The 1,513-nt window shown below is 65.0% G+C and carries 2 protein-coding genes; both read right to left on the bottom strand.

Annotated elements, in window-relative coordinates; all coding sequences use genetic code 11:
* Nucleotides 1-202 (bottom strand): hypothetical protein (locus Gocc_RS15540; RefSeq protein ID WP_220150672.1); only part of this gene is annotated, 202 nt, incomplete at its 3' end.
* 194 nt (nucleotides 203-396) lie between these two features.
* Entirely contained in the window at nucleotides 397-1,218 is an 822-nt protein-coding gene (locus Gocc_RS15535) for a potassium channel family protein (RefSeq protein WP_181813755.1), read from the bottom strand.
* Between the last annotated feature and the right edge of the window lie 295 nt (nucleotides 1,219-1,513).

The following is a 1,513-nucleotide window of genomic DNA, read 5'->3' as shown; positions in this document are numbered from 1 at the left end:
AGCCGTCGCGCATCCGCTCGCCGGCGATCCAGTGGCCGCCGCCGCGGCTCAGGTAGCGCAGATTCGCGTCCGAGGAGAAGCCGCGATCGACGACCCAGACGCAACGCCCCAGCCGCCAGCCGCGCAGATCGTCTTTCTGGAGTTCTTCTTCCGACTCAGCTCGGTCTTCCGGTAGTGCATCAGCCGATCGCAGCGCGGGCACGCGGGTGGGAACCCCGGCAGCTCAGCAAAGTCCTCGCGAATCGCTTGGGCGCTCTCCTCGACGTGTCGCCTTAGCTCTTCAATAGCGGGACGCCCTGCGCGCGCAGCAGCCTTTGCAGACTTCCTGACGGGACGCGGGACTCTCTTGCGCCACATCCTGCGATTCTGCGGCTCGGAGTGTCAGTTGTCGAGGGGCTAGGTCGTCGCGCCGCGCTGGGCTTCCAGGCGTTTCTCTAGAGCCTGGAGCCGCTCGCGGATCGCCCGTAGCTCTTCGTGTAGCTCAGCGCCAGTCTCCTCGACCTCTTCCACGACATCCTCTTGGCTCTTCTCGATCTGGGTGGCGAGGAATCGTTCGGCGATTGCGCCGGTGAGGACGGCGATGAAGCCGATGCCGACGATCATCACTGTCATCCCGAGAAGCCGCCCCGGCACCGTCGCGGGGAACTCGTCGCCGTAGCCGACGGTCGTCATCGTCGTCACAGCCCACCAAACACCATCCCAGGTTGACTCCTTGTCCTCAAATGCGGAGTAGGCAGCACCAGAGCCGAGAGCGGTGAGGACGACCAGGAACGCGGCGTAGCGAAGTCCGTCGAGCGAGAAGACGTGGCGCGCGAGCTTGGCGACACGGAGCAGACGCAGTAGCCGCAGCAGTCTGAAAGCTCGGAGCGCCTGCACGCTCGAAGGCAGGAACGGCGGTGTCAGCAGAACGATCGCAACCTCCAGGGGATGCGTGCGCAGCCAGTGCCAGCGACTGTCAACGACCGCGAGCATCACGACCGCTTCGACGGCGAAGGCGATCCAGATCAGCCAGTTGACGAGACCGGCCGCGGCCTGCCAGCGCTCGCTTGCGTCCGACTGCTCGATCGCGATCACCGGGATTACGAGGAGCGCCGCGACCAGCATCGGAAGGGCGAAGAGACGCTCGACACGTTGCGCGCGCTGGTTCACGTCCGCTAGTTCGACAAGCCCGAACGATCGCCTGTTAGCGAGATGCGACCAGGACTTGCTGTCGAACATACGTTCGGGTAGAATACCGGCAGAAGCCCCTTCTGGCCGCTTCATATGCCACCTAAGAAGTCGAACCGAAATGAAGGGACCCGCTCTCTGAGGACGAATGCCGTCGGCATCCGTTGTCAAGCTGAGAGGGGTGCCGGTGGCCGCGAAGCCGTGGGTCGTGTCGGACGATCGCCGCGACGGCTTGCACTGGCCCCACCGCGACGGCTTGAAGTGGCCCCACCTGCCGTCGGGTTTTCTGTTCTGCGAGTCATAGCTGATCGGGCGCCGCGCTGCCGTTCCGGAGCGGAGCCGTAGG

The organism is Gaiella occulta (assembly GCF_003351045.1).
Taxonomy (GTDB): domain Bacteria; phylum Actinomycetota; class Thermoleophilia; order Gaiellales; family Gaiellaceae; genus Gaiella; species Gaiella occulta.
Note: the sequence above shows the minus strand (reverse complement) of the source record. Positions and strands in the feature narration are given on the sequence as shown.